The organism is Rhodoferax sp. P1_F3 (assembly GCF_056405715.1).
The window spans coordinates 115835-141625 of the sequence record NZ_JBFUBO010000003.1 but is presented as its reverse complement, the minus strand read 5'-3'; the positions used below and the strand labels follow the sequence as shown (position 1 = coordinate 141625).

The 25791-nt window shown below is 63.8% G+C and carries 27 protein-coding genes; 9 read left to right on the top strand and 18 right to left on the bottom strand.

Annotation, left to right across the window (positions count from 1 at the left end; all coding sequences use genetic code 11):
- Positions 1–4 precede the first annotated feature (4 nt).
- The 3 genes from AC1DZ5_RS06550 to AC1DZ5_RS06540 are packed head-to-tail and all read right to left on the bottom strand — an operon-like array spanning position 5 to position 3097.
- A complete protein-coding gene (locus tag AC1DZ5_RS06550) occupies positions 5–361 on the bottom strand; it encodes a DUF805 domain-containing protein (protein WP_477887298.1) in 357 nt (118 codons plus the stop codon).
- Positions 358–2271 carry an MFS transporter gene (locus AC1DZ5_RS06545; protein ID WP_477887296.1) on the bottom strand — a complete coding sequence of 638 codons (1914 nt, stop codon included), beginning with the start codon at positions 2269–2271 and terminating at the stop codon, positions 358–360. Before AC1DZ5_RS06545 ends, AC1DZ5_RS06550 begins: the two co-directional genes overlap by 4 nt.
- A 22-nt stretch (positions 2272–2293) precedes the next feature.
- Positions 2294–3097: a hypothetical protein gene (locus tag AC1DZ5_RS06540; protein WP_477887294.1), complete on the bottom strand. Its 804-nt coding sequence runs from the start codon at positions 3095–3097 to the stop codon at positions 2294–2296.
- A gap of 115 nt (positions 3098–3212) precedes the next feature.
- Between AC1DZ5_RS06540 and AC1DZ5_RS06535 the strand changes: the two genes are divergently transcribed.
- Positions 3213–3944, top strand: a complete 732-nt coding sequence (locus AC1DZ5_RS06535; RefSeq protein WP_477887292.1) for a helix-turn-helix domain-containing protein — start codon at positions 3213–3215, stop codon at positions 3942–3944.
- Between the two features lie 64 nt (positions 3945–4008).
- On the opposite strand, the gene AC1DZ5_RS06530 is transcribed toward AC1DZ5_RS06535, so the two are convergent.
- From AC1DZ5_RS06530 to AC1DZ5_RS06520, 3 genes are all read right to left on the bottom strand, one after another.
- Positions 4009–4542, bottom strand: a complete 534-nt coding sequence (locus AC1DZ5_RS06530) for a flavodoxin family protein (protein ID WP_477887290.1) — start codon at positions 4540–4542, stop codon at positions 4009–4011.
- A gap of 64 nt (positions 4543–4606) precedes the next feature.
- Positions 4607–5017 carry a DoxX family protein gene (locus tag AC1DZ5_RS06525; RefSeq protein ID WP_477887288.1) on the bottom strand — a complete coding sequence of 137 codons (411 nt, stop codon included), beginning with the start codon at positions 5015–5017 and terminating at the stop codon, positions 4607–4609.
- Between the two features lie 32 nt (positions 5018–5049).
- Entirely contained in the window at positions 5050–5751 is a 702-nt protein-coding gene (locus AC1DZ5_RS06520) for a pirin family protein (RefSeq protein ID WP_310338474.1), read from the bottom strand.
- A gap of 120 nt (positions 5752–5871) precedes the next feature.
- On the opposite strand from AC1DZ5_RS06520, the gene AC1DZ5_RS06515 reads away from it, so the two are divergent.
- Genes AC1DZ5_RS06515 through gluQRS form a run of 3 tightly spaced genes read left to right on the top strand, consistent with a single transcriptional unit; the run spans position 5872 to position 8807 of the window.
- Positions 5872–6813, top strand: coding sequence for a LysR family transcriptional regulator (locus AC1DZ5_RS06515; protein WP_477887285.1), 942 nt, complete (start codon positions 5872–5874; stop codon positions 6811–6813).
- A 60-nt stretch (positions 6814–6873) separates the two neighbouring features.
- Positions 6874–7917, top strand: a complete 1044-nt coding sequence (locus AC1DZ5_RS06510; RefSeq protein WP_477887283.1) for an NAD(P)/FAD-dependent oxidoreductase — start codon at positions 6874–6876, stop codon at positions 7915–7917.
- A gap of 8 nt (positions 7918–7925) precedes the next feature.
- Positions 7926–8807: a tRNA glutamyl-Q(34) synthetase GluQRS gene (gluQRS, locus tag AC1DZ5_RS06505; protein ID WP_477887281.1), complete on the top strand. Its 882-nt coding sequence runs from the start codon at positions 7926–7928 to the stop codon at positions 8805–8807.
- An 8-nt stretch (positions 8808–8815) separates the two neighbouring features.
- On the opposite strand, the gene AC1DZ5_RS06500 is transcribed toward gluQRS, so the two are convergent.
- From AC1DZ5_RS06500 to pdxR, 3 genes are all read right to left on the bottom strand, one after another.
- Complete coding sequence (locus AC1DZ5_RS06500) at positions 8816–9379, bottom strand: NADPH-dependent FMN reductase (protein WP_477887279.1); 564 nt, start codon at positions 9377–9379, stop codon at positions 8816–8818.
- Entirely contained in the window at positions 9379–10020 is a 642-nt protein-coding gene (locus tag AC1DZ5_RS06495) for a glutathione S-transferase family protein (protein ID WP_477887277.1), read from the bottom strand. The genes AC1DZ5_RS06500 and AC1DZ5_RS06495 overlap by 1 nt, the downstream gene beginning before the upstream one ends.
- A 95-nt stretch (positions 10021–10115) precedes the next feature.
- Positions 10116–11576: a MocR-like pyridoxine biosynthesis transcription factor PdxR gene (gene pdxR, locus AC1DZ5_RS06490; RefSeq protein ID WP_477887275.1), complete on the bottom strand. Its 1461-nt coding sequence runs from the start codon at positions 11574–11576 to the stop codon at positions 10116–10118.
- Positions 11577–11653: 77 nt separating this feature from the next.
- Between pdxR and AC1DZ5_RS06485 the strand changes: the two genes are divergently transcribed.
- Entirely contained in the window at positions 11654–12133 is a 480-nt protein-coding gene (locus AC1DZ5_RS06485; protein WP_477887273.1) for an OsmC family protein, read from the top strand.
- A 1-nt stretch (position 12134) separates the two neighbouring features.
- Positions 12135–12746, top strand: coding sequence for an FMN-binding negative transcriptional regulator (locus AC1DZ5_RS06480; RefSeq protein ID WP_477887271.1), 612 nt, complete (start codon positions 12135–12137; stop codon positions 12744–12746).
- A gap of 3 nt (positions 12747–12749) precedes the next feature.
- On the opposite strand, the gene AC1DZ5_RS06475 is transcribed toward AC1DZ5_RS06480, so the two are convergent.
- The 4 genes from AC1DZ5_RS06475 to AC1DZ5_RS06460 all read right to left on the bottom strand — a co-directional run bounded on the left by AC1DZ5_RS06475 (position 12750) and on the right by AC1DZ5_RS06460 (position 15416).
- Positions 12750–13181 (bottom strand): GNAT family N-acetyltransferase, encoded by a 432-nt coding sequence (locus AC1DZ5_RS06475; RefSeq protein WP_477887269.1) that lies wholly within the window; start codon positions 13179–13181, stop codon positions 12750–12752.
- Between the two features lie 9 nt (positions 13182–13190).
- Positions 13191–13577 (bottom strand): VOC family protein, encoded by a 387-nt coding sequence (locus AC1DZ5_RS06470; protein ID WP_477887267.1) that lies wholly within the window; start codon positions 13575–13577, stop codon positions 13191–13193.
- Between the two features lie 752 nt (positions 13578–14329).
- A complete protein-coding gene (locus AC1DZ5_RS06465) occupies positions 14330–14866 on the bottom strand; it encodes a CbrC family protein (RefSeq protein WP_477887265.1) in 537 nt (178 codons plus the stop codon).
- Positions 14867–15089: 223 nt separating this feature from the next.
- Positions 15090–15416: a hypothetical protein gene (locus tag AC1DZ5_RS06460; RefSeq protein WP_477887263.1), complete on the bottom strand. Its 327-nt coding sequence runs from the start codon at positions 15414–15416 to the stop codon at positions 15090–15092.
- A 244-nt stretch (positions 15417–15660) separates the two neighbouring features.
- Between AC1DZ5_RS06460 and trmB the strand changes: the two genes are divergently transcribed.
- Both trmB and AC1DZ5_RS06450 read left to right on the top strand, forming a co-directional pair.
- Positions 15661–16449 (top strand): tRNA (guanosine(46)-N7)-methyltransferase TrmB, encoded by a 789-nt coding sequence (gene trmB, locus AC1DZ5_RS06455; RefSeq protein WP_477887261.1) that lies wholly within the window; start codon positions 15661–15663, stop codon positions 16447–16449.
- A gap of 10 nt (positions 16450–16459) precedes the next feature.
- Entirely contained in the window at positions 16460–17389 is a 930-nt protein-coding gene (locus AC1DZ5_RS06450; protein ID WP_477887259.1) for a pseudouridine synthase, read from the top strand.
- A 63-nt stretch (positions 17390–17452) separates the two neighbouring features.
- Here AC1DZ5_RS06450 and AC1DZ5_RS06445 read toward each other — a convergent pair whose 3' ends face one another.
- From AC1DZ5_RS06445 to AC1DZ5_RS06430, 4 genes are read right to left on the bottom strand one after another with little or no spacing between them, the layout of a single operon-like run.
- On the bottom strand, positions 17453–18559 hold the full coding sequence (locus AC1DZ5_RS06445) for a rhomboid family intramembrane serine protease (protein ID WP_477887257.1): 1107 nt from the start codon (positions 18557–18559) through the stop codon (positions 17453–17455).
- A 13-nt stretch (positions 18560–18572) separates the two neighbouring features.
- Positions 18573–19622: a TIGR03790 family protein gene (locus tag AC1DZ5_RS06440; RefSeq protein WP_477887255.1), complete on the bottom strand. Its 1050-nt coding sequence runs from the start codon at positions 19620–19622 to the stop codon at positions 18573–18575.
- Positions 19600–21342 (bottom strand): aminodeoxychorismate synthase component I, encoded by a 1743-nt coding sequence (gene pabB, locus AC1DZ5_RS06435; protein ID WP_477887253.1) that lies wholly within the window; start codon positions 21340–21342, stop codon positions 19600–19602. Before pabB ends, AC1DZ5_RS06440 begins: the two co-directional genes overlap by 23 nt.
- A 30-nt stretch (positions 21343–21372) precedes the next feature.
- Positions 21373–22464 (bottom strand): transglutaminase-like domain-containing protein, encoded by a 1092-nt coding sequence (locus AC1DZ5_RS06430; protein WP_477887251.1) that lies wholly within the window; start codon positions 22462–22464, stop codon positions 21373–21375.
- Positions 22465–22652: 188 nt separating this feature from the next.
- Between AC1DZ5_RS06430 and dinG the strand changes: the two genes are divergently transcribed.
- The gene (gene dinG / locus AC1DZ5_RS06425; protein ID WP_477887249.1) at positions 22653–24815 is read left to right on the top strand and encodes an ATP-dependent DNA helicase DinG; all 2163 of its coding nucleotides are present in this window, start codon (positions 22653–22655) and stop codon (positions 24813–24815) included.
- On the opposite strand, the gene AC1DZ5_RS06420 is transcribed toward dinG, so the two are convergent.
- Positions 24808–25704 (bottom strand): LysR family transcriptional regulator, encoded by an 897-nt coding sequence (locus AC1DZ5_RS06420; protein WP_477887247.1) that lies wholly within the window; start codon positions 25702–25704, stop codon positions 24808–24810. The genes dinG and AC1DZ5_RS06420 overlap by 8 nt on opposite strands.
- Positions 25705–25791: the final 87 nt, after the last annotated feature.

The following is a 25791-nucleotide window of genomic DNA, read 5'->3' as shown; positions in this document are numbered from 1 at the left end:
CCCTTCATCGCACAACAAGGTAATCGCCACGGGCTTGCAGCGGGTCGGGGCCCCAGCGGTTGTCCTGGGCAATGCCGCTGCGCAGAGCCAATTGCCAGAGCAGCCAAAGCGCACCGGCCACCGGGATCAGTACGGCCAGCAGCCACCAGCCGTGGTAGTTGCGGTCATGCAGTCGCCGGATGCACAGCATCACCAAGGCGATCAGGATCACGCCGTTGACAAACCACACCACGACGCCCGTGGCCAGCGGCCCGAGCAAGGCAGACAGCGCGTACAGCACGCCCCAAAGGGCGACCGCCTGCAACCAGAACTGCCCGCGGGGCGCCCGCCCGCCCGGGCCAAAGAATCGAGCCAACGTCATACGCTTCCTCGTTGAAAAAGCCCTTCCACCGTACCGCGCAGCCCAGCGGGGCTCAGGCCCGCCGACGCGATGGCCGGCCCCACATTCAGCCCGACCCGGCTGAACATGCCACGGCGGAACGGCCGCACCATGGCGCCGCCCTTCTCCACCCGGCTGAAAAACGAACCCCAGAGGTTGGTCAACGCCATGGGTACCACCTGCACGGGCACACCAGCGGCATCCGTGCGCTCCAGAATCTTCATGATGCCGCCCTTGAACTCCTGCAGCGTGCCGTCGCGGGTGATGCCGCCTTCGGGGAAGATGCAGACCATGTCACCTTCGCCAAGCACCTTGGCGGCAGTTGCAAACGCGGCTTCATAGGCTTCGGAGTCTTGCGCGCGTGGGGCAATCGGAATGGCCTTGGCCAGCTTGAACAACCAGCCCAGCACTGGCACCTTGAAAATCTGGTGGTCCATCAGGAAGTAGATGGGCCGTGGGCTGGCCGCCATCAGCAGCACCGCGTCGATAAAGCTCACGTGGTTGCACACCAGAATGGCCGCACCGGTGCTGGGAATGTTGTCATCTCCCTGCACCTTGAAGCGGTAGATGAAGCGCGAGGCCACCCAGGCCACAAAGCGCAGCAAGTACTCGGGCACCAGCAGGAAGATGTAGGCGGCCACCACCGCATTGGCCAGACCGGTGAACAAAAATATCTGCGGGATGGTGAAACCGTTTTTCAGCAGTGCACCGGCAATCACCGAGCTGGCAATCATGAACAGTGCATTGAGGATGTTGTTGGCCGCAATGATGCGGGCGCGGTGCGTGGGCTGGCTGCGCATCTGGATCAGCGCATACATGGGCACGCTGTACAGGCCAGCAAACAGGCTGAGCAGCATCAGATCCATCAGCACGCGCCAGTTCGCACCGACATCAAGAAAAGCGCCCACGCCCATCGCCTCGCCAGCGGGCAAGCCGCGGGTAGCAAAGTACAGGTCGATGGAGAACACGCTCATGCCAATGGCGCCCAGCGGCACCAGGCCAATTTCCACATGGCGACGGCTCAGGATTTCACACAGCAATGAGCCGATGCCGATACCGATGGAGAACACCACCAGCAACAGGGAAGCCACATGCTCATCGCCATGCAGCACCTCCTTGGCCAGGCTGGGGAATTGGCTCAAAAACACCGCACCAAAGAACCACATCCAGCTGATGCCCAGCAGCGAGCGAAACACCACCACGTTCTCGTTGGCGAGCTTGAGGTTGCGCCAGGTCTCGGTCACCGGGTTCCAGTTGATCTTGAGCTGGGGATCGGTCGCGGGCGAGTCAGGAATCCAGTGCGAGACCAGGCGCCCCACCAGGGCCATGCCCACACAGGCAAAGCCTACGTGGTGTGCGCCGATCTCGGGCACGGCAATGATGAGCCCGCCCGCCACATTGCCCAGCAGGATGGCCACAAAGGTGCCCATTTCCACCATGCCGTTGCCGCCGGTCAGCTCCCGCTCGCTCAGCACCTGGGGCAGGTAGGCAAACTTGACTGGGCCAAACAATGTGGAGTGCACACCCATGAGGAAGGTACACAGCAACAACACCGGAATCTGGGCACTAAAAAAACCCCAGGCCGCCAGCGCCATGATGAAGATCTCCAGCCGCTTCACAAAAATGATGAGGATGCGCTTGTCGTACTTATCGGCCAGCTGGCCACTGGTGGCAGAAAACAGCAGAAAGGGCAGGATGAAGAGCGCGCCGATGACCAGACCGGCCATGGCCGGCGGCAGCCAGGCCACCTGCAACTGGTAGGTCACCATCACGGTGAAGGCGAACTTGAATAGATTGTCGTTGGCAGCGCCGGAAAACTGGGTCCAGAAAAAAGGCGCAAACCGGCGCTGTGACAGCAGCGCAAACTGATTCGGATGCTCGTTGTGACTCATCGGGTCTCCTGAGGTCTGTGGGTCATCGTGCTGGTTGGACGGCTTGGGGCATTACCCAGCCGTTCTTCTTTTGGGCGCCATTGTGCATGACGGCGAGCACCGGCCAGGCAGCCAGCGCTGCAGCCACGTGTTTGAGGCTGTGGCCCGATATCCAGCCCTGCGTAGCCGTGAACACGGTGTGGTCGCCCAGCTCCAGCACTTTGGCCAAGGCATACCAGCCGATCACCGCCCACAAAGGCAGACCCCAGCTCTTTGCCAGCGTGGGGCGCATAGCCATTGCAACCACCAACAGCATGCCGCCGCCCTGCAGCACGGACCAGGGCAACAGGTTGCCCGTGTGCCACCACACTGCCACGCTCAGCGGACCCAGCAGCAACACGACCAGCGCCACGGTCCAGCCCATGCGCACGCTCACCCGGTCGGCCACCGCCGCACCCAGCAGGCCTGCAAAGGCCAGCACCATGCCCGCGCGGTCCACGGCCAAGCCTGCGTTGTCGGGCTGCCAGTGGTAGTAGCCCGAGCACAGTGCGGTAAACACCAGCCCGACAAAGAACAACGCCAGGAGCGGTGCACGTACATCTCCCTGCAGCGTGCCGTCTTGCGTGCTGCGTTGCGACCAAAAGCAATGCAAGCCCAGCAGCCCCGCCAGCGCGAATGGCAGGTTGGACAGTACGTCCAGCGCGTGCGGCACGCCCAGCCAGGCACGCTGGTCGGCAAACGCGTGGTAATGGGTGTACTGCGCGACGAAGGGGCCGAATACGGCCACCGCCAAGGCTGCCAACAGGGCTCCGGCCAAGGTCGTTTCACTGCGGGTCAACAGGTGCACGGGGTTTCTCTCAGAAGTTCAGGTGAGCCGCAGTGTGTGGAAGATCCTGTGGCATGCACCTCAAAACTGCTCTCGTACTGCAAGGCGCCACAAAAAGTATCAATAATCGATACCCATGAGCACCACCGCCGACCTTGTGACCGCCCTGAAGAAGGAACTCAAATCCGCCCAGATGACCTACGCGGACCTGGCCGTTGCGCTGGATATGGCCGAGTCCAGTGTCAAGCGCATGCTGGCCAAGGGGGACATGCCGCTGTCGCGGATCGACACCATCTGCCACGCGCTGAGGCTGGACTTTGCCGACCTAGCACGGCGCGTGGCGGATAACCAGCCGTTGCTGGCCCAGCTAAGCCAGGCGCAGGAGAGCGCGGTGGTGGCGGACAAGAAGCTGCTGCTGGTCGCGATCTGCGTGCTCAGCCAATGGACACTGGAGCAGATCACCAGCAGCTACCGGCTGACCGAAGCGGAGTGCATCCAAACGCTGGCGCAGCTGGACCGCATTGGCATCATCGAGCTGCGCCCGCTGAACCGCTACCGGCTGAAGCTGGCCAAAACCTTTCGCTGGCGCCCGCACGGACCGGTGATGACCTATTTCCGCGAGCACGCGCTGCTGGACTATTTCTCGGGTGGTTTTGACGACGCCGGCGAAGGCCTGTTGATGGTGCACGGGTCGGTGAGCCGCAGCCTGGCACCCGCCTTTCTGGAACGCCTGCAGCGTGTGGCACAAGACTTTGCCCAGCAGCACTTGGCCGACCAGAAAGTGCCGGACCCCGAACGCGAGGGCTATACCCTACTGCTGGCCATGCGGCGCTGGGAGTTTGAAGCGTTCACCAATTTTCGCCGTTGATGCGATGAACGCGCACAAAAAAGCCCCAATGCCAAGGCATTGGGGCTGATAGTGAAGCGGGCGATTAGCCGCGCAGCTTGGCAGTCACTTCCGCCACGCGTTGGCCGTAGGCCTTGCCAGTGTCCAGGTCACCCTGGGGAATGTCTTCCGCAGGGCTGGTGGGGCCAACTTGGGCCATCAGGCCAGAGTTGGAACCGATGCGGTTGATGGTGCCGTCGTTCATGGAGGGCTGGCCCACCCAGATCATGCCTTGCTGCATGGCCAAGGTGATGAAGTACTGGATGGTGGACAGCTTGTCGCCACTGGGGCTGGCCGAGCAGGTGAAGCCGCCTGCCACTTTGTCTTTCCAGGCGCTGGTGAACCACTTTTTGCTGGTGGCATCGGCAAATTTCTTGAACTGCCAAGAGGCCATGCCCATGTACGTAGGAGAACCAAAAATCACGGCATCCGCTGCGTCCAACGTGGCCCATTGGGCGTCGGTCAGATTGCCGTCGGCGTCGATCGCCACGAGTTCCGCGCCCGCGCCCTCTGCCACGAACTGCGCCACGCGCTGGGTGTGACCGTAACCCGAATGAAATACCACTGCTACTTTTGCCATTCAAAAACTCCTGATTAAAAAGGAAAGACACAAGCCCGCAGCATGCGGGCCAAAGGGGGAAATATCAGCTGCCGCGCTTGGCGTCCAGGCTCAGCTTGCCGGGGCCAAAGGCCACCAGGGCCAGCAGCCCGCCGGCAATGGCGATGTTCTTCATGAACATGATCTGGGTCATCATCACCTGGTCAGCAGGCACAGACCAGTAGGGATGGAAGAACACGCCTGCAGCCAGGGTGAACACCGCCAGCACCAAGGCTGCGATGCGGGCCTGGAAGCCCAGCAGCAACGCAATGCCGCCGCCGGCTTCGGCCAGGATGGCCAGCACCGCGCCGACTGCCGGCAGTGGCAGGCCAACCGAGCCGATGTAGCCCACAGTGCCGGCAAAGCCTGCAATCTTGCTGATGCCAGCGGGCACAAACAGGGCAGCCAGCAAAATGCGCGCGGCCAGTGCCAGGGGGTTTTGGAATTTGTCAAACATGAGGATCTCCTTCGTTGGTTAAAAAACTAAAATCAGGCGTCCAGGTCAAACACCAAAACTTCGGCGTTGGCACCCTGGGCCAATGTAATGCGGCTTTCGCCCTCCAGCAGCGCCGCATCACCCGTGGTGAGTTTGGCACCGTTGACTTCTACCCCACCGCGCAGCACCTGCACATAGGCTTTGCGGGTGGGGTCCAGAGCCAGCTCGGCGCTCTCTGCGCCATCGAACAGGCCGCTGTACAGCTTGGCATCGGCATGGATCAGCACGCTGTTGTCCGCACCATCGGGCGACGCGACCAGCCGCAGCTTGCCCTGCTTTTCGGCTTGGTCAAAACTCTTTTGCTCATAGCTGGGCGGGATGCCACGCACATTGGGCTCAATCCAGATCTGGAAGAAGTGCGTGGTCTCGCCCTGGGCGTGGTTGAACTCGCTGTGCTGCACGCCGCTGCCGGCGCTCATGCGCTGCACATCACCAGGCGGAATGCCCTTGACGTTGCCCATGCTGTCCTTGTGCGCCAGGTTGCCCGACATCACGTAGCTGATGATTTCCATGTCGCGGTGGCCGTGGGTGCCAAAGCCGGTGCCGGGGGCAATGCGGTCTTCGTTGATGACGCGCAGGTTGCCCCAGCCCATGTGGGCGGGGTCGTAGTAGCCGGCGAACGAAAAGCTGTGGAAAGACTTCAACCAGCCGTGGTCGGCTTGGCCGCGGTCCTGGGATTTGCGTAAGGTCAACATAACGGTGTCCTTTCTCTGTGTGTCTTGCTAATGGGTTGAACTTTAGGCTTCGGCAGGCCCTTTTCCATCCATGCTGTTTGATGGCATCATTCAAACAAATTCAACTTAAAGGCATGTTTCATGCAAAACGCACGTGACTTCCTGACCCCAGATGCACTCTCGATGCTGCAGACCATTGCGGTGGCAGGCAGTTTTGCTGCCGCCGCGCGCGAGATGGGCATGGTGCCCAGCGCCCTGACCTACCGGGTGCGCCAGATTGAAGACGCGCTGGACGTGCTGCTGTACGACCGCAGCTCGCGCCAGGCCAAGCTCACCGAGGCTGGCGCCGAGCTGCTGCGCGAAGGCGCCCGCCTTCTCGAAGAGATTGATGCCGTGGCCAATCGCGTCAAACGCGTGGCCACCGGCTGGGAGCCGCAGCTCACCATCGCCATCGACACCGTGATCTCCAAGCCCACCATGATGGAACTGTGCGAGAGCTTTTTCAGCCAGTCCCCCCCCACGCGCATCCGCATCCGCGAAGAGACGCTGTCCGGCACGCTCGAAGCGCTGACCCGCGGCCAGGCTGATCTGGCCATTGGCGTGGGTGCCGACTCGGCACGCACCGCGGGCGTGCACAGCAAGCCGCTGGGCCACATCACCTTTGTATATGCCGTGGCCCCCCATCACCCGCTGGCCAGCGCCCCCGAGCCGCTGTCGGACGAAGTGATCCAGAAGCACCGCGCCGTGGCCGTGGCCGACTCCATCAGCCGGGGTTCGGGCCAGACCTTTGGTCTGCTCAGCGGGCAAGATGTATTCACCGTGCCCACCATGCACGCCAAGCTGGACGCACAGCTGCGCGGCCTGGGCGGCGGCAACCTGCCACGCTGCATGGCCGACAGCTACATCGACACCGGCCGCTTGGTCGTCAAACGCACCGAGCGCGCGCAGCGCCAGGTGCCACTGCACTACGCCTGGCGCCTGAGCAAAACCACCCAGCAGGGCAATGCCCTGCAGTGGTGGCTGAGCCAGCTGGAAAGTCCGGCCACACGCAACGCACTGCTGGAAGAACACCGCAACGCGTAAGCCGGCGGGGCCCGGCCAGCGTGTATAAAGAGACCACTACAACTATTGGAGATTGCGCCCATGACCACATCGCAACACATCGCTATCGTGGGCGCCGGCATGGCCGGTATCGCTTGCGCACGCACACTGGTGCAAGCAGGCCACCGGGTGACCGTGTTTGACAAGAGCCAGGGTTTGGGCGGACGCATGTCCACACGCAGCAGCGCATTTGGCACCTTTGACCATGGTGCGCAATATTTCACCGTGCGCGATGCGCGGTTCGAGCTGGCCCTGCAGACCACGCCCGGCCTGTGCCGCGCCTGGAGCGCCAACACCGTGCGCGTGCTGGACTCGCATGGCCGGGTGGCGGCTGCCGGCCTGCCAGCCCGTGAATCGCATTGGGTGCCCACCCCGGGCATGAATGCGCTGGTCAGCGCGTGGGCCAAGCCGCTCACCGTGGCCGGTAGCGTGGAGCTGCAAGCCAAGGTCACCGCCATCGAGCCCGACGCCCTGCACAAAAATCAGTGGCAGCTGCGCACCACCGGTGCCGACGACAGCAGCCATGTCTACAGCGGTTTTGACGCCGTGGTGTTGGCCATCCCCCACCCACAAGCCCAGGCCCTGCTGGCCACCACGCCCAAGGGCGAAACGCTGGCCAAAAAGACGGCCAAGGTGTCTGTCGCACCCTGCTGGACGCTGATGCTGGCCTTTCCCCAGGCCGTGCAGCCGGGGCTGACCACGCTGGGCCCGCAGTGGAACGCCGCGCGCAGCACACACCACCGCATTGCCTGGCTGGCGCGTGAATCCAGCAAGCCCGGCCGTGGCCGCGTGGAGCGCTGGACCGTGCAGGCCAGCGCCGCGTGGTCGCAGGAACATTTGCAGGACGACGCGCCCCGCGTGCAAGCCAAGCTGATCAAGGCCTTCTCCGAGATCACCGGCATCCGCGCCGAGCCGGCCCATGTGGATGTGCACCGCTGGATGTACGCAAAAACCGAAAAAGCCCTGGGCCAAAGCCATCTGTGGGACGCCAAGGCCGGCCTGGGCGTGTGTGGTGACTGGTGCATCGGGCACCGGGTGGAAGATGCCTTTGTCTCCGGCTTGGAGCTGGCACTCTCGATGGCGTGAGTCAGCGCGTGACCTACCGAGGGCGCTTTGCGCCCTCCCCCACGGGCCCGCTACATGCGGGCTCGCTTGTTGCTGCGCTGGCCAGTTGGTTGGACGCTCGGGCGCATGGGGGGCAGTGGCTGGTGCGCATCGAAGACGTGGATACGCCACGTTGTGTGCCAGGCGCTGACCAGACCATCCTGCAGCAGCTGGCCGCCTGCGGCCTGCACCCGGATGAGCCACCGGTATGGCAAAGCCAGCGCGGCACGTTGTACCAGCAGGCGCTGGACCCACTGGTAGCCGCCGGCCTGGCATACCCCTGTGCCTGCTCCCGCAAAGACATTGAACAAGCCCTGGCCATGCAAGGCAGCGGCAAGCCACGCCATGGTGAGCTGGTCTACCCCGGCACCTGCCGCCATGGCCTGCACGGCAAAGCGGGCCGCGCTTGGCGCATGCGGACCGGCCCGGTTCTGCACTGGACCGACCGCCGCCTGGGCCCGCAAAGCCAGGATGTGGCACATGAGGTAGGGGACTTTGTGCTCAAACGCGCCGATGGACTGTGGGCCTACCAGCTAGCCGTGGTGGTGGATGACGCGGCGCAGGGCATCAGCGATGTGGCGCGTGGCGAAGACCTGGCCGACAACACCGCGCGGCAGATTCTGCTGCAGCGCGCGCTGGGCCTGCCCACCCCGCGCTACCTGCACACCCCGCTGGTGCTGGGACCCAACGGCGAAAAACTCAGCAAACAAAACGGCGCCCAAGCACTGGACACCGCCACACCCCGGTCCGCCTTGCAGGCTCTGCACCACGCAGCCCGTGTGCTGGAACTCCCCCCGGTCTCGGCCTCTGCCAGCGCGGGGGATTGCCTGGCGCAATGGACCCAGGCTTGGCGTTCCGTCCAAGCCCCATGAGGGAATAGCTATAGCGGATGCGCAGCAGGCAGCCCGGTCGGGCCTGCCCGACGCGCGACCACGGCATCCGCCAGCGCCTGTAGCGCGGTCTGAATGGTGGTGGCCACTGCGGGCGTGGCCACCATGCCGTCTTCGTCCAGCCCCGCGCCCACCAACGGCAGCGTGATGGATGCCAGCTCCACAATCACCGCCGCCATGGTGGTCAGTACCTCGCGCAGCGCCGCATCGGCGTGGTGAGCGCGTGGCGAAGCGTTCAGCACCGCCACCTGCTTGTAGGCAAAGGGCTCAAAGCTCACCAGCCAGTCCAGCGCGTTCTTGATGGTGCCCGTCATGCCGTGCGCGTACTCGGGGCTGGCAATCAACAGCGCATCCGCCTGCGCCACGCGCGCGCGGAACTGTTGCACCGCCATAGGCGGATCGCCTTCCAGATCGGGGTTAAACAGCGGCAGCTCGCCCAGACCAGGGCACCACGGCACCTCCATCCCCACCGGCGCCAGCCGGGCTGCCGCACGCAGCAGCGCCGAGTTGATGGACACGGCCCGCAGGCTGCCCGACACCGCCAGGAAGCGCATTACCACTTGGGGAGAATGCGCTCGCCGGGCATCAGGTCGTACGGCGCCACCCATCCGGGCAGCGCCTTCATGCGCGCTACCCAGGCGCCCACATGCGGGTAGCGGGTGTGCAGGTCCAGTCCGTTTTCTTCCTCGGGGTAGAAGGCGTAGCCGCACATCGAAAAGTCTGCAATGGTGGGCGCGTCGCCCACCATGAACGGTGTCGTGGCGAGGTGTTTATTCACGATGTCATAGGCCACTTCCAGCCGCCCCTTGAGCCAGGCCATGACGGCCGGGTCCGGTGCTGCGGGGCCAAATGACTTGCTGAAGCGGTAGCTCGCGAAGTAGCTGGTGAACTTGTGGTTGTCGAACAGAATCCAGCGCAGCACCTCCAGCTTCTCCTCGGGCGTGGTACCGCCAAAGGCGCCGTGCTTGTCGGCCAGGTAGGTCAGGATGGCGCCGGACTGTGTGATGCGGCGTGCACCGTCCTCCAGGATGGGCGCCTCGCCCATCTCATTCGTGGACTCGCGCCAGGCCGGGTCGCGCGAGGCGCCGTTCATGAAGTCCAGAAACACGGGCTCGTAGGGCTGGCCCAACGCACGCAAAAAGAAAGCAACTTTGAAACTGTTGCCCGACTGGGCGAAGCAATGCAATTTGTACATGGGAGGGAGGTTTACCGGTTGAGGTTCAAGGGGTTTCTGGCGTACTCACAGAGAATGATTTTCCACTGAATGCTGGGGAGGCCGGGACGCTGTGGCTAGTGACCTTGTGCCAGGCCACCCACGACGCGTGCCGCTGCGTGGATCTCCGATTCATCGTAGCCCGCATACCCCAGCAACCAGCCCCTGCGCACCGACAGCATCGCGTAGCGCGACAGTGGCGCCAGCAGCACCCCGGCAGTAAGCGCCTGGCGGCTCAGGGTCTCGTCGTCGCTGCCCGGAGCGGACTCGTACAGCAGATGCATGCCCCGATCACTGGGCGCGAGCTGCAGGGCACCGCCGCTGTACTGGGCCAGTGCATCAATCAGCACCTGCTGACGCTCTTGGTACAGCTCGCGCATCTGGCGCAAGTGGCGCAGCAGGTGGCCTTCGGCAATAAAGCGTGCGAGCACCGCCTGGGTATCGCCGGGCGCATGCCGGTCAGTGATGGCGCGGGCCATGGCAAAGGCCTCCACCAACGCGGGCGGCACCACCACAAAGCCCAAGCGCAGCCCAGGGTGCAGTGTCTTGGAAAACGTGCCCACGTACAGCACCCGCTCTGACCCCGGCAGGCTGCACAACGCGGGCACCCGCTGGGCCGCGCTGCCGTACTGGAATTCGCCATCGTAGTCGTCCTCCACCACCCAGGCATCGTGCGTGCGCGCCCACAACAGCAGCGCTTGCCGCCGCGCCAGGTGCATGCACACGCCCGTAGGGAACTGGTGCGTGGGCGTGACCACGGCCATGCGCGCGCCGGGCCACTGCGCTGCGCCCTCGTCGATGCACATGCCCTGCGCATCCAGCGCCACGGGCCGCGCCACCACACCGTGGCCCAACAGGCTGGCACGGATGCCGGGGTAGCCCGGGTCTTCCACCAGCACCTCGTCGCCCACATCCAGCAGCAGCCGCGCGATGAGGTCGATGCCCTGCTGCGAGCCTGAGCACACCACCACCTGCGCCGCATCGCAGCGGATGCCGCGCGAGGCCCAGAGCCACAGCGCAATGGCCTGGCGCAGATCCGGGTCGCCGGCCGGGTCCAGGTACTGCGCGCGGGCGCTGCGCTGGCCAGGGCTGGCCCGGCGCGCCAGTCGGTCCCACAGTGCAAACGGAAACGTGTGCACCTCGGGTGCGCCGATGCGGAACGCCCGCGCTGCCACATGCGGCGGCCGCCAGCGCGCAGCCGTTTCGGCAATGAGCTGCCCGCGCCGCGAGAGCCCGCGCGGCGGCAGCGCCAGCCCGTGCGCGGGCGGTGCGCCTGCGGCCTGCGAGACATAGGTGCCGTCGCCCACGCGTGCTTCCACATAGCCTTCGGCCTGCAAGCGCTGCACGGCCCACAGCACGGTGTTGCGCGATACGCCCAGGCTGGCCGCATGCTCACGCGACGGCGGCAGGCGCGTGCCCGCGGGCAGGCGCCCCTGCTCGATGGCGCTGCGCAGTTGCTCGTACACCTGCTGGCGCAGCAGGCCGAGGCGTCCGTCCCTAGGGGCGGTGGTCTTCGGATTGGCTCTGGCAATTGGCATAAATTGGCCCCTTCGATATGGCTACACAGCCATAAACTGAAGAACCATTTTAGAAACCCGCAAGAAAGACACCCCATATGGCCGAGCACACCGCCACCATCACCTGGTCCCGTGGCAGCGACGACTTTCTGAACAAGCGCTACCACCGCGCGCACACCTGGCATTTCGATGGCGGCGCCGTGGTGGCCGCGTCGTCGTCACCCCATGTGGTGCCGTTGCCATATTCCGACGCGACTGCGGTGGACCCGGAGGAAGCCTATGTCGCAGCCCTGTCGAGCTGCCACATGTTGTGGTTCATGAACTTCGCCAGCCGCGCGGGCTTTCGGCTCGATAGCTACACCGACGCCGCCGTGGGCACCATGGCCAAAAACGAGCAGGGCCAGCTCGTCGTCACCCACGTGCAGCTGCGACCCGTCACGCGTTTCGATGCCGCGCACGCGCCGAGCAGCGAGGTGCTGGCCGACCTGCACCACCAGGCGCACGCGGCGTGCTTTCTGGCCAACTCAGTCAAGACGCAGATCGACTGCGCACCCGTGCTTAAAGTGGAGGAAAACTGACATGACCATTGCCAACCACCAGTTTCAAGTGACGGACCCGGCAGTACTGCATGGCTTGGTGAAGGCCCAGCCCCTGGCCACCCTGGTCGTATCGCACGAGGGCACGATGCACGTGAACCATGTGCCGCTGTACCTGGACCCCACGCGCGGCACGCTGGTGGGCCACATCGGGCGTGCCAATGGTGTCCTCCCACTGCTGCCGCAGACCGCCGTGGCGGTGTTCCACGGCCCGCAGGCCTATGTATCGCCCTCGTGGTATCCCTCCAAGGCCGTCGATGGCAAGGGGGTGCCCACTTGGAACTACGTCACCGTTCACGCGCACGGCAGTCTGCGCATGGTCGACGACTCTGCCCGGCTGCGCGAGATCCTGAACATGCTGACGGACGCGCATGAGGCGCACCGTCAGCAACCCTGGCGCGTGGAAGACTCGCCGCCAGACTACCTGGACAAAATGATGCGCGCCATCGTGGGCATCGAACTTGCGGTAGAGCGCTGGGAAGGCGTCTGGAAAATCAATCAAAACCGCTCCGCCTCAGACCGTGCAGGGGTGGTACAGGGCCTACTTGCCGAAGGCACGGCCCAGGCGCGGGCCATGGCGGAACTGGTTCAGTGACGCTTAGGTTTCGTCTACATAGCCGCGCTGGGCGGCCAGCGGTTGGTCCGCAAAGATCGCCATGGCAGTGCGCATGCGCCAGAAGCCAAATCGGCGGTAAAAAGGCTCTTTGCCAGGCACCGCGTACAGGATGATCTTCTTGTGCCCCCGCGACAACTCTACCAACCGCGCCACGATCTGCTGGCCCAGCCCCGTGCCCTGGTGGCTGGGAAGCAGTGCCACATCGCACAGGTAGGCGCAGTCCACGCCATCGGCCAGCACCCGCCCCACGCCCACCAGCGCCCCGCCGTCGTAGACAAAGCAACGGAACATGCTGTTGCCAAACGCCGTCTTCAAATCAGCGGGGTTCTTGTTCCCAAGCGGGGCGGCATGGTAGAGCGCTGCCAGCTCTTCCCAGTTGAAGTTGTCGATGGAATCAGACCAGACGAGTGACAAAGGTGGCTCCTATGGTTGGCGGGCGTAGCTGACGGTGAGGATTTCCCACTGGTGCCCATCGGGCTCGTTCCAGTAAATCATGCGCCCACCATAGGCAGTGCTGACCTGCCTATCCATGGGGCCACGCACCGTGCTGCGAAACGGAATACCCGCGGCCTTGATGCGTCCGAGGATGGCATCAAAGTCAGCGTCCCCCACGCGAAAGCAGAAATGGTAGATAGGAAAGTCTCCGTCGGTCTGGATGAAGTCCAGCGTCAACCCGTCGTTGACAAACACCGGCGAAAACGGCCCCACGCCCGTGGCGGACCAGGGTACATCCAGCAGTTCAGCCAGACGCCTGGCAGAGTTGACGGCGTCGTGCGAGGGCACGATGGTGTGGTCGAGTTCTATTGGCATGGCATGGTCCTGGCCGTTAACAAGAAGAAGCTACGCGATCATTACGCGTTGCGATCAACCTTCATACCAACCGGGTTGTCCCGCACTGATTGGCGCTTCGGTGACGCAGATTCCATGTCGGCACGGGACATTAACGATCCCACTTCAGATGCCGGATATACGACTGCAGGCGCTTCCCTCGCCAAAACATCGGTCAGTTTCTTGCGTTTGTGGGGGAGTCCATATAAGGGGTTAGGCGCCTGCGCGCGGTACCGACCAGGCATTGGCACCGGCCGATCGAGTTGGCTAGTGAACGGCTTTGCAGGCACCAAGGTGCATTGCGTGCCCATAGGTTGCGCTGCTAAAGCCAGGATTCCCCGCAATGTACTCGGCCCTCAGTGATTCGTACTGCTGACTCTTCCCCACAATTGCATCGCCAACGGCATAGTTGCTTGCGAGCAGCCTCTCCGTGCGGTCGATCCACTCTTGCATGGTCTCTCAAGGCTCTACCTCAAACACTTCGAAGGGATTGATTGGGTTCTGTTGCCTGTCGGCGGAGTGCTGACTGTTGTAGAAGACGACGGTGTAAACGCCATCCGCCAGAGCAAGCGCTTTGGCCTCGGTGACCGTCTTCTCTCTGTACCACTTCGCGGCTTCATCAGGCGATAGCGCCGGTGGCGGAGGAAGACTTGCGTGAGGGCGGCCGATGAACGACCGTAGTGCCGCCCATAGGTGCTTCACAAGAGCCTCAACGTTTGAGTTAGGCGACATGTTTACGAACAGTCCCAGCCCAGCAGGATGGCACCGCAGTGCAAGCATACGAATTTGTAAAACGACTGTGGCCCGCGAGGGCGATAGTCTTTGGTTGCTAGCAGCCAGTCTTCTTCGTCCAACCCAAACTCCTCTCGCCAGGCGGCTTTCGTGGTCTCGGTGGCGGTTACTACTTCCGCGACCGACGCGTCTCCGTGGAAAGCACACGCGTCGTTGCAATGGGCGTACCACTGCTCTTGCTGCCAGGAGCTAAAGGCGGGCGTGCGGAGGTTGATTTCTTCGATGATGTACTCTGCAAGGTTTGCCTTCCTCAACGGATGATCATCTGCGAAGCTCGCATCGAATTTGCGTGCAGCAGAACCATCTGAGATACACCAAGGGCACAGCAAGTCATGAAGATCATGCTCGCCGTAGACCGGGCCAACATAGATAAACCCGCGCTTCTTGTTGCAACAAGCACATTCGACCTCGCTTGGCTCAACGGCGCCACTGGCCAAGGGATTTGGGTGATACTGAAATGTAGGCAGGGATGTGTTCATGGCGCCTAACGAGGCTGTAAAAAAACCATCGCGGGCGTAGCGGCATCACGATTGCGGGGGTACTCGAACCCTTCCCTTACTTGAGATCGTGGCGTATACGCCGTTCTGATGCGTCGACTTTTGGTGTGATCCATAGGGAATTTCTCTGAAGAGGTTTTTTTACAACCTCAACGTTTGAATTCAGCGGGCACCAAAGGCGTCCGCTGTGATGAATGGCTAGAAGTCATTGCGTGAGCCCATACTTCTGACGCAAGTTTAGAAAGTGGTGCCCGAGAAGCTTTCTCTTTGCGACCTCAATGACGATCACCAAATATGCATCAGGTACATCGGTGCGGATAAGAACGTGCTGCCATGCATTCGAGCTATTCCGATAGACGTACGCGACATTCCAGTCTTGTGTGTCTCGCCCCGAAAATTCGCTGGACAGGACCGCTTCCGTGTACTCCCAAATGTCCACGATCTCTTCGGCGGACTTTGTGACGTCTTGCATTGGAGGAGAGAACGTTTCGAGGAACCGTTCTTCCGACAGTGGTCGGAGCTGGATTGCCATGACTTCTAACGAATGAAAGGGACTTCCCCGTCCCGAGCAAGCCACGACACTTGAGGGTTGCGGTTAACGGCAACTGAGTGCCACGATGGGAAGTGCAAACTTTTCATCAACTTGTCCGAGAGGGGAAATCATGGCAATCGTAACGGTTGGAATCGATCTGGCAAAGAACGTCTTTGCTGTGCATGGTGTTGATGCAACAGGCACCTTCCCTACAATGCAGGCCTGACTTCTTTCCTCGCCCACCATGACCTCCCCCGCTTCCGACCTCCCTGAATCTCCCGACACTGCCGCCACCCCAGTCGAACCAGCCAAGCCCTTCATGCGCACCATCAAGAGCTTTGTGAAGCGTGCGGGCCGCATGGGCAGCGGGCAGATCAAGGCGGTGGAGGAGTTGGGACCGAAATTTCTCTTTCCCTACCAGCCCTCTGCTATCGATTTCGAAGCAGCTTTCGCAGGTGCGGCGGTGGCTAGCGGCCCAAATGATGCCAAACTACCAGTGGTGCTGGAGATTGGCTTTGGCATGGGCGAGGCCACGGCCCAGATAGCGCTGACCCTGCCAGACACCAACTTTTTGTGCTGCGAAGTGCATGAGGCCGGTGTGGGCGCACTGCTCAAGCGCATTGGCGAAAACAACATCCCCAACATCCGCATCTGCAACCACGACGCGGTGGAGGTGATCGACCACATGCTGCCGCTGGGCAGCCTGGACGGTGTGCACATCTTCTTCCCTGACCCCTGGCACAAGACCAAGCACAACAAGCGCCGCCTGATCCAGAGCCCGCTGGTGGCCAAGCTGGCGGCGCGCCTCAAGCCCGGCGGCTACCTGCACGCCGCCACCGACTGGGAGCCTTATGCCCAGCAGATTCTGGAAGTGCTGAGCGCCGAGCCCAAGCTCAAAAACCGCGCGCTGGCTGCCAACCCCGAGCTGGCCGGCTACGCACCCAAGCCACACTACCGCCCGCTCACCAAGTTCGAGAACCGCGGCATCAAGCTGGGCCACGGCGTGTGGGACGTGGTGTTCGAGCGCATTTAACCCGGCTGGCATGGCGCACCCCCGCCCCAATGCCCCGCCCACGCGCAACGGGGTAGGCGCCAGCAGCGTGGTGTTGCCCGAGGGACCCTGGGCCACGGTGCTTGAGTTTCTGGTCCAGCGCTTCCCCGCCATCACGCACGCCCAATGGCTGCAACGCCTGCAAGATGGCGACGTGGTGGACGACCAGGGCCTGGTGCTGGCGCCGCACAGCCTCTACGCGCCCAAGCGCCGGCTCTACTACTACCGGGCGCTGGAGGCCGAGCCCCCCATTCCCTTTGACGAAGTGGTGCTGTGGCAGGACGCCCATCTGCTGGTGGTGGACAAGCCGCACTTCTTGCCCGTCATGCCCTCGGGCAAATACCTGCAGGAGACCGTGCTGGTGCGCCTGAAAAACCGGCTGGGCCTGCCCGACCTGACGCCCATCCACCGCATTGACCGCGACACCGCAGGGCTGGTGCTGTTCTCCATCAACCCCGCCACGCGCGACGCCTACCACGCGCTGTTTCGCGACCGGGTGGTGGCCAAGACCTACGAGTGCATTGCCCCCTGGAACGCGGCCCTGCCCTGGCCCATCCACCGCGAGAGCCGCATTGCCGTGTCGGCCCACTTCATGCAGCAAACCGAGGTAGACGGTCCCGTGAACGCCATCACCGACGTCACGCCGCTGGAGAACCACGGCGCCTGGGCCCGCTACCAGCTGCAGCCGCTAACCGGCCAGCGCCACCAGCTGCGTGTGCACATGGCAGCACTGGGCCTGCCCCTGCTGTTTGACGGCATGTACCCCACCCTCACCCCCGAAGACGCCACCGACTACGCCCGCCCGCTGCAGCTGCTGGCCCAGCGCATCGCCTTTACCGACCCGCTGAGCGGCGAGGCGCGCAGCTTTGCCAGCCAACGTACGCTGCTGCCATTAGAAAATATAGAAGAAATGGGCCTCTAGCCCACGTGGAATATGCGCGAGCAGCTCCTAAAACAATAGCAGATCTCAGCCATCGACGGCCAATCAACTCCCTTTGGCGGGCTTGGGCGCTTTCCCTTTCGCTTTTGCGTTCTTCAAGGCGTCTTCAATGGCCTGGGGGTCGCCGCTGCGCAGTTCCTGCGACAGGGCCCGTGCCGCCTCGGCCCGCTGCGCGGCATAGGCCTGCAAGGCTTCCAATGCCTTGGCCGAAGGCGCTGCACCACCCGGTGTGGCGGCGGCCAGCTCGTCAAAGCTGCGCTGGTAGCCCGCAGCCACTTCCGCATCGATGCGGCCCGCCAACTGCTCAAAGGACTGGCCGCTCTCCAGCAAGCTGCCCCAACGCTGGCTGATGCGCTGGTCTTCCTGCAAAAACTCGGCAATCGATTCGCGCGCCTTGAGCTCTTCCCCCAACAGGTAGGCGGGCGCCGGCAGCTTCCACACCAGCCCGGCCACGACCAGCACCAAGGTCAGGCCGGCGGCCCACTGCAGCCGTAGCGTGGATGGACTTTGCGCGGTCCACGGCCGCGCCAGCAGGCTACCGATCAGCGCGCCCGCTGCAAACCCACCCGCATGGGCCGCGTTGTTGATGCTGGGTATCACCTGCCCCAAGCCCAGCATCAGCCCAGAAAATGCCAGGGCGCCCCCAAACAGCCATTTGAATTCACCCGCCTCCACCTGTCGGCGCTCGCACCACAAGAAGGCAAGCAAGGCGCCATACAGGCTGAACACGGCGCCAGACGCACCGCCCGACACGGCCTGGTTGCCCTGCACCACCAGCGGCAGCAGGTTGCCCACAATGCCACTGCCCAGGTACAACAGCAGCAGGCGCCAAGGGCCCATCAGGCGCTCCACCAGGCGGCCGGCATCCCACAGCGCCCACATGTTGACCGCCAAGTGCACCACCCCTCGGTGCACAAACATGGCCGTGACCATGCGCCACCACTGCCCATCCTGCGTCGCCGGCCCAAAGTTGGCGCCCCAGGCCAATTGCACGTCGTTGGGCGAATGCCACCAACCCGCCCCCGCCAACACCATGGCCAGAAACACCAGCACGTTGACAGCCACCAGGGTGGTCACCATAGGCACCGTACGTGCAGGGCTGCGCATCAGGTCGGTCAGGGCCGGTGGACGGGCAGAGGCAGGCTTGGTCATCAATACGGGCCCATCATCGCCCAAACGGGGCCGCCAGCGGCTCGCCCACAAACACACCCTGGGCAGGCCAGGCCACACTGCGCCAATAGGCTTCCAGCGCACTGGCGCCCTGCGCGTAGTGCGCCAGCAGCAAGCCGGGGTGGGGAAACTTCTGCAGGTGATTGCAAGGCTCACTCACCGTGCCATAGCTGGCCGTGGCGCCGGCCTCCAGCCAGTCGAGCACACTCATCTGGCCCTGCGCCTGGAGCAGCTGCCCGCCAAACGACGTGAGGTGGTCCGCCAGCGCGCCCGGCAGCCAGGCGATGCGCGCCATGTGCTCCTCGCGCACACTGCCGGTTTGGTAGAGGATCACACGGGGCAAGGGTTCGACCTGGCTGCTGTCCACACGGTCAATCTGCAAACCCGCGGCAGGCACCACCGCAGCGGCGGGAAACAGGGGCGCACGTACATTGCGCGCCTTGTCCGGGGTGGATACAAACACGGCGTGGGCCAGTGGCACCCCGCGCTTGCCCAGTTGCTGGTCCGCGGCCAGGCCACGGTCTATCAGCGCCTTGGCACTCTCCACGCTGCGGGCCGCCAGCAGCATGGAAGGCCGCAGACCGTCTTCCGTCTGCGCGGAGGTGAGCGCCCGGTTGAACAGCGGCGAGGGCTTGCTGGGGGCGCAGGTGTTTTTGCAGACCTTGGGGTCAAAGCCCAGGGTGACGGCGGCGGTGATGCCATTGCACTCCACGGCATAGGGCTGGGCCCAGGCCAGCACCAAGGCACGGGCCTTGCCACCAAAGGCGGTCTTCAGTTGCGCTTGCAGCGGTTCGAACTCGGCCGCGCTGAGCACCGGCTTCACAGGCAGGTCCACAACCACCACCTGGCTAGCGTCCAGGCCCCGCTGGCGCGCGTAGTAGTCGCCTACCGCCACCGAATACGGGTCGGCCTGGTTGATCACCAGCCCCAGGTCGGCAGACACCAAGCGCTTGTGCGCCTGGCCCACCGCCTGTGCGCATACGCCGGCACCGATCAGCAGCAGTAACAGCGCGCAAAGCGCCTTACGGGGCCACCAACACAGCATCCAGCCACCCTCGCAAACTGTTGACAAAGGCCAGGCCTTGCGCACGCTGCAAGTCCTCCACCTGCACCACGGCCTCAGTCAAACGGCCGCTTTGCAGATGCACGGCCCGGCCAATGCCGGGCAACAGCCCGCTGGCTAGCGGCGGGGTGACCCAGCGGCCATCCAGCAGCACCGCGATGTTGCCGCGCGTGCACTCGGTCACCTCGCCCTGGGCGTTGAACAGCAGGGTGTCAAACACGCTGGCATCGGCAGGCGTGAAGGCATCGTAGTGGGCGCGGCGTGTGGTCTTGTGGCGCACGAATTCGCTGTGGGCCTCTGCCAAGGGTACGCTGGCCAATTGCAGACGCACGGGCTGCGGCGTGTCCGCCAGCGCAAACGCCTGGGCCTGGAAATGTCCGTTGGCCGGTAGCAGCAGGCGCACGCGATACACGCCTTTGGGATGCGTGGCGGCCAGGGTCTGCAGCGCCTGCTGGGCCCGGTATCGGTGCCACGGCGTGCCAAAGTGCTGGGCCGCACCGGCCAGGCGGTCCAGGTGCAAATCGACGTGGTGCAGCACACCATCGCGCAGCGCCAGCGTTTCCAGCAATTCAAACGGCTGGCTGGCGCGCTCCAGAAACATGCGCTTGCTGCGCCACTCCATCCACTCGCCCTCGGCCTGTGCGTCGAAAGTAATGCCGCTGCCAATGCCGCAGCGCGCGGTGTCGCCCTGCACGGTGACGGTACGGATTGCCACGTTGAAAGTAGCGTGGCCACCGGGCCGCACCACGCCTACGGCACCGCAGTACACACCACGCGACTCAGGCTCCAGAGTTTTGATCATGCGCATAGCTTGCACCTTGGGGGCACCGGTGATGGAGCCGCAAGGAAACAGCGCCGTGAACACATCCAGCAGCGTGGTGCCGGGGCGCGTCTTCGCTTCCACATCCGAGGTCATTTGCCACACGGTGGGCAGTGCCTCCAGGTGGAAGAGGCGCGGCACCTGCACGCTGTGCGGCTGCGCGATGCGCGAGAGGTCGTTGCGGATCAGGTCCACGATCATCACGTTCTCGGCCCGCTCTTTGGGGGTGTTGCGCAGCTGCGTGGCGTTGGCGGCGTCGTCCACGGGCGTGGCACCGCGCGCTGCAGTGCCCTTCATGGGGCGGCTGAGGATGCGCTCGCCATCCCAGTCAAAAAATAACTCCGGTGAAACCGACAGCACCTGCTCAGAGCCCGCGTTGATGAAAGCGCTGTACGCACGCGGCTGGGCACGGCGAAGTGCCGCAAAGTAGGCCAGCGGGCTCCCGGCAAACTGCGCTTGCAGTGGCGCGGTGTAGTTGACCTGGTACAGCTCGCCAGCCCCAATGGCACGGTGAATCTCGGCCATGTTGCGGTCAAACACGTCGCGCGCCACGCCAGCGTCCCACACGACCATGGGCTCTGCCGGGCTGTCTGCGGGGGCTCCGGCCAAAGGCTGGGTGTGCACGCCAAACCAGGCCAGCGGACCATCGGCTGCGTGCACCTGCAGCGCGGCATCAAAGGCAGGCGCCGCCTCGTAGCGCACATAGCCCACACACCAGTGGCCCTGGCGGCTCAGCGCGTCCACCTGGGCCAGCACCGCGGCCACCTCGTCCACCGCATGCGCCACCAGCACCTGATCGGGTTCACCAAACGCCAGCCGCAGGGGTTCTGCGCCGGGGTTGTTCGGATCTATGAAATCAATCAGGGCACGCGGATGGGGCATAGGCAGAGTTGGAGACGCTATTCAGGCCATTCAGGCCGCGATTTCCTTGGCGCTGATCTGGTACTTGAAGTCATCCGGTGCGTAAGAGTCCAGGCGGCCCGCCGCAATCTCGGCCGCGGGGTACATGAAAAAGCCGAGCTTGGGGCCCTTGGACTGGGGCAGCACCACGTCGTGCGCCACGTTGTAGGCCATCCAGTTGCCTTCCCAGCCGCCAAACAGGCCCTTGTTCACCGGGGCGACCAACGGGTTCTTGGCAGTCTTGATCCACTCAGGGCTTTCCTGGCGCATCACCTTGGCCACATCGGCCGGGTCCATGCCCACCCAGCCGTGGCCCTTGAGGTAGACCTCGGCGCGGCAGTGCTGCGCACCCTTGAGGCTGGCGGAGTTGCCGCCCAGCTCGCGGTAGCCAAAGGCGCTGGGCGCCACGCGCAAGCCGTACACATCGCGCGCAGGAATGCCCACGGCGCGGCACAGGCCCACAAACAGCGCGTTCAGGTCGGCGCACTTGCCGCCCAGGTTGTTGGTCTCCAGCATGGTCTTGATGTCGCCTTCGCCACAGCCGCGCACCTTGGGTTCGCGGTAGGTGTTGGTGACGATCCAGTCGAACAACATCTGCGCCTTCTCCACATCGGTCTTGGCGCCGCGCGTCGCTTCCACCGCAGTGGTGCGCACGATGCCGTCAGTGGGCAACAGGTCGGTGGGTTGGGTCCAGTATTTCAGCGTGGCAGCGTCTTCGGCGGCCGCCACCTTGCGGCTCCAGTCCTGCTTGCGGTTTTGCGTCTGAATACGGCTGGTCAGTTCCACATAGGGCTTGGCCTCGTTCTCGGAAAATTCCACATAGAGCATGCGTGCACCGGTGGTGTTGTCGTCTTCGATGCGAGCGGTGCCATTGCTGCTGTAACTGCTTTCCAGCGATTTTTGCCAGTCGCTATTGACCGACGGAATCGGCAACCACAGGCGCGTGCCGCCCTGGGGCTTGGCAATGTCCACCCGGGTGGTGACTTCAAAGGTGCGCCAGGCGCCCGGGATGGGGCTGAACTGGCGCTCAGCCGTGCTGGCCGATTGTGCAAAATTGATAGCAGGTAGCGCAGTACCGACAAGGGCTACAGCCGAATTGGCCATAAATTTTCGGCGAGAAGCTTTGGCGCTGTCCATAAGGACAGAAGAAGTGACGGGGGTCATACAGAGATCTCCGGGTGGATGGACAGGCGGCGCGTACGGCGTAACAGAAAGTACCCCGGGGTGGCGCAGCGCTGATTATCCCTGCTGCCTGTATATTCAGCCCTCCCCCGCGCTGAAGGTCCTCCCCGTTGTCTGACTTTTCCTCCCTGCCGCCTGCCAGCGCCGCCATGGCCCAGCACGCCCTGCACGCCTTTGAGCAAGTGGTGGGCAGCACGTCCGGCTTTCGCCGCCGCCCCGGCCAGCACCAGATGGCCGAGACCGTGGCCGCCACCCTGGCGCAGGCCGACATTGGCGAACACCCCAATCCGACCAAGGCCATCGCCGTCATCCAGGCCGGCACCGGCGTGGGCAAGAGTGCGGCCTATGCATCCACGGCCATCGCCATGGCGCTGGAGCGCAAAACCCGCGTGATCATCAGCACCGCCACCGTGGCGCTGCAAGAGCAGCTGATGACCAAGGACCTGCCGGCCCTGGCGCGCAGCATGGACCTGCCCTTTGCCTACGCACTGGCCAAGGGCCGCGGGCGCTACGTCTGCAAGGTGAAGCTGGAGCGCCTGGTGGGCAGTGGCGCAGCTGAGGACGACATGTTTGACGACGACCGGCCGCAGCCCAAGGTATCGGCCCTGTCGCAAGAGGCCATCGAAGAACGCCGCCAGTCGCTCTACGAGAGCATGGCCCACAAACTGGCCGTGGTGAGCTGGGACGGTGACCGCGACACCCTGCCCGACACACCCGACCCGCGCGACTGGTCGGCAGTAGCCGCTGAGCGTCACACCTGCACCGCGCGCCACTGCCCGCGCTACAAGGAGTGCAGCTACTACAACGCCCGCACCAAGCTGGCCGAGGCCAATGTCATCGTGGCCAACCACGACCTGGTGCTGGCCAGCCTGGGCATGAAAACCCTGCCCGACCTGGACAACTGCCTAGTAGTGTTTGACGAAGGCCACCACCTGCCCGCCGTGGCGCTGGACCAGTTCTCCAACGCCATGGACCTGTCCAACCTGCGTTGGCTGGACAAGCTGCCCAAGACCATGAACGAGGTCGCCGGCAAGCTGGCCCTGCATATCGGCGAAGACGTGCAAACCGTGACCAGTCAGCTCAAGGGTGCGCTGACCACGCTGGCACGCCTAGCCATGGACCTGGTGTGGGCCCACACCGGCCAGAACGCGCGCGGCGAAGGCAACGACGGCACCCTGCGCTTTGCCAATGGCGTGTTGCCCGATGCGCTGCATGAGCCAGTGACGCAGATCCATGCGCAGGCCAATGGCCTGTCCAAGGCGCTGGAGGCTCTGGGGGTGGATGTAAAAGCCATCGCCAAGGACGATCCTTCGCAAGCTGTGTTGTGCGCCCAACTCTATGCCCAGCTGGGCGGCCTGGCGCCCCGCCTGGGCAGCCTGGTAAGCACCGCGCAGCTGCTGCTGGAGCATGGCGAGCAACCCTTGGCCAAATGGCTGCAGGCCGAGAGCGAAAACGGCTACCTGACGATGACAGCGCACGCCTGCCCCATCGTGCCGGGTGACCTGCTGCGCCAGTTTTTGTGGAGCCAGGTGCGCGGCGCCATTGTCACCAGCGCATCGCTCACCAGTTGCGGCAGTTTTGACTACTTCCTCAAGGAAGCGGGCCTCTCCAACAAGGATTACGTGACCGCGCTGGAAGTGGCCAGCCCCTTCAACTACAGCGCCCAGGGCAGCCTGACCGTGGTGCACACCCAGGCCGACCCCAAGCAAGCCGACGCCTACACGGCGGAGATGGTGCGCGCGCTGATGGAGGACATTGAACAGGTGAAGCGCGGCGCGCTGGTGCTGTTTACCAGCCGCGTCCAGATGCGCGCCGCCACCGACGCCCTGCCCGGCCACTTGATGGACATGGTGCTGGTGCAGGGCACGCAGTCGCGCACACGCCTGCTAGCCGCACACACCGAGCGCGTGGAAGGCGGCATGCCCTCGGTGCTGTTTGGCCTGCAGAGCTTTGGCGAAGGCCTGGACCTGCCTGGCGCGCTGTGCGAAACGGTGTTCATTGCCAAGCTGCCCTTCGCGCCGCCCAGCGACCCAGTGGATGAAGCGCGCGCCGAGTGGCTGCGCAGCGTGGGGCGTGATCCGTTCAACGAGCTGGTGATTCCCGCCACTGGCGTGAAGCTGCTGCAGTGGACCGGCCGCGCCATCCGCACCGAAGAAGACCGCGCGCAGGTGATTTGCTATGACAAGCGGCTGACGCAAACCGCTTATGGCAAGCGCATGTTGGCGGGACTACCGGCCTACAAATTGGGCGCGCGGCAGGCGGGCGTCAGCTAGCACGCTCCGCGCCGAAGTGCTCCAGCACAAAGTCCAAAAAACTACGGAGCTTGGGTGTCATACGCCGGTCCGGGGCGTAGAGCACATGGAAGGCGCGTGACGGCACGGGAAAGGCTTCCAAGACTGGCACCAGCATACCCGCCGCCAAATCGGCCTGCACCAGTTCCCACGACTGCATGAGCAGGCCCATGCCCGCGCGTGCAGCCATCAGCAGCGACTCCCCGTTATCGACCCGCAGCTTGCCCGCGATGGGCACGGTGATCGGCCCCTGCGGGCCTTCGAAGGTCCAACGCGCATGCAGGTCGCTGTGGGAGAAGCCCAGGCATTCGTGTTGCGTCAGGTCTTGAGGATGGGTGATGGCCGGACGACTAGCCAGATAGACAGGCGCGGCGGTCAGGCATAGCCGGTATGGCGACAGCGCGCGGGCAATGAGGCCGCTGTCCGCCAACTCGCCTACCCGAAACACGATATCGAAGCCCTCGTCGATCAGGTCCACGTAGCGGTTGGACAGTGCCATGTCGATGGTCACATCGGGGTACCTGCGCAAGTAATCAGGCAGGCGTTGCGACAGGGCATGGATGCCAAACGTGACCGGGGCGTTGACGCGCAATCGCCCGCGGGGCGTGGCCCCGCTGATGGCCGCTACGCCTTCGGCCGCCTCCACTTCCGCCAGGATGATCTTCACCCGCTCGTAAAAAGCGGCGCCCGCTTCCGTCAGGTGCTGTCGGCGCGTGGTGCGCTGTAGCAGGCGCACGCCCAGGTGCTGCTCCAGCGTTTGCACATGCTTGCCCACCAGCTGGGACGACATGCGCAAGGCATCCCCGGCGGCGGAAAACGATCCCGCCTCCACGGCCTTGGCAAAAACACCCATGCTTAAAAAGCGATCCATTACAAACAATTCATTTCAAGTAATGACTATTTTTCACCATTTATCTAAATTCATTTCAATTCTACAGTTCAGGCTCCACTTCACAAG